This is a genomic window from Rhizobium leguminosarum bv. viciae USDA 2370, from assembly GCF_002008365.1.
Classification (GTDB): domain Bacteria; phylum Pseudomonadota; class Alphaproteobacteria; order Rhizobiales; family Rhizobiaceae; genus Rhizobium; species Rhizobium leguminosarum.
This window is the reverse complement of sequence record NZ_MRDL01000008.1, coordinates 1-2,040: the sequence shown is the minus strand read 5'-3', so window position 1 is coordinate 2,040 and position 2,040 is coordinate 1. Positions and strand designations below refer to the sequence as shown.

The following is a 2,040-nucleotide window of genomic DNA, read 5'->3' as shown; positions in this document are numbered from 1 at the left end:
GGAAAGCCGTGACCGCTGCAATTGCATGAGTTTACCGACAAGCGACTTTACGGCCGTTGATCAAACAACGTGACATCGCCTCACATGGCTATCGAAAAGGAACCTCTGGACCAGCTTCTTGCGGGACGTGATCCGTCCGAGGTTTTCGGCAAGGACGGCTTGCTGGATGACCTGAAGAGGGCGCTTTCGGAGCGCATTCTCAATGCCGAGCTAGACGAGCATCTCGATGTTGAGCGTAGCGAGGGGACCTGTGCCAACCGGCGCAATGGCTCCTCGAGGAAGACAGTTTTGACCGGAACGTCGAAAATGACGCTGGCCAGTTCGACCCAAAGCTGATCGCCAAATACCAGCGCCGCTTTCCCGATTTCGACGACAAGATCATCTCCATGTACGCCCGCGGCATGACGGTGCGGGAGATCCAGGGTCATCTCGAAGAAATCTACGGCATCGAAGTATCGCCAGACCTGATCTCGGCGGTGACCGATACCGTTCTGGAGGCAGTTGGTGAGTGGCAGAATCGTCCGCTTGAGCTGTGCTATCCCCTGTGTTCTTGGACGCCATCCGGGTCAAAATCCGGGACGAAGGTTTCGTTCGCAACAAGGCCGTCTATGTCGCACTCGCTATTCTTGCGGACGGCACCAAGGAAATCCTCGGGCTATGGATCGAGCTGACAGAAGGGGCAAAGTTCTGGCTGCGGGTGATGAACGAACTGAAGAGCCGTGGCTGCCAGGACGTCCTGATCGCTGTGGTCGATGGCCTGAAGGGCTTTCCCGAAGCCATCACTGCCGTCTTTCCCCAAACGATCGTGCAGACTTGCATTGTCCACCTGATCCGGCATTCCTTGGAGTTCGTTTCCTACAAGGATAGAAAGCCCGTCATGCCGGCGCTGAGAGCCATCTACCGTGCCAGAGATGCCGAGGCGGGCCTGAAGGCACTGGAGGCCTTCGAGGAAGGCTACTGGGGCCAGAAATACCCTGCCATCTCTCAAAGTTGGCGGCGCAATTGGGAACACGTCGTTCCCTTCTTCGCCTTCCCGGAAGGTGTCCGCCGCATCATTTACACCACGAACGCCATAGAGGCCTTGAACTCGAAACTTCGCCGTTCGCCGTCATCTTCGGCGAGCGGTTCTTCAACTAATGAACCGGCCCCCCGCACAGAATTCCTGACAGTCCCTTACAGTGCCCCTAAATGGATAAAGCCCGAACAGATTTGCGGGCCGATGATCGAGCCAGACAGGAGACTCAAATGGTGGATTCGTCCAGCGCAACAGACCCTCTCAACATCGGCAATCTGCCAAATGATGTGCCGAGAGAGATATTCAAGAGGGTAGTCAATCAAGCCGACAGCTTCGCAGCTTCCCAGATACGCATCAATGCATTGCGCAATGTCAATCAGAAGTTCCGAGCAGTTGTTGATAGCGAGTTTCGGGACACGATCCTGGCTCCTCTGGTACTGTCACATTGATTGAGCGGTATGAAAATTGAGGTAGCAGCGCACCCATGACCGTGAGTGCACCGACCTATAGGAACCGCGGCCATCGGATCGAAATCGTAGCCCGTGCTGTCTGGCTCTACTTTCGCTTTAATCTGGGCCTGCGCGATGTCGAGGAAAATGCTGCTCGATTTCGGGATCGTCGTTCCTACGAGACCATCCGCCAATGGTGCCGAAAGCATGGCCTTAATTGTGCGTGAAGCATATGCCGCAAGGCAAGCTGCGGCGGTAAAAGAGCCGTGGTGGGCGTTGCAGAAAAGGCGGATCTTAGCCCGTCAGGTGAGGTTGAGAGAGACGAGCGCAAGCGAATCGCTGATGGCGTGGCGAAAAGTGCAAGATGATGTCGAAACCGGGAGGAATTCGTTAGGCCGGGACGGTTCTGGGGGGCAACCTGATTTCTGCCCAGCGGCATCCGGCATGAAGGCGGCGCGACTCTTAACCAGGCTTTCGTGTTGAACGCGGGACCTGCAGCTACAAGAACCACCGCTTTCCACCGCAGATCATCGCCCGTGCGGTCTGGCTGTATTTCCGGTTCCCGTTGAGCCTGCG

General features: G+C 56.3%; 2 pseudogenes. Both read left to right on the top strand.

Features of this window, described 5'->3' with window-relative positions:
* Positions 1–84: 84 nt before the first annotated feature.
* Positions 85–1,330, top strand: a pseudogene (locus BS629_RS04500) (IS256 family transposase).
* Between the two features lie 630 nt (positions 1,331–1,960).
* Positions 1,961–2,040: pseudogene (locus BS629_RS38015) on the top strand (IS6 family transposase); the annotation flags it as partial.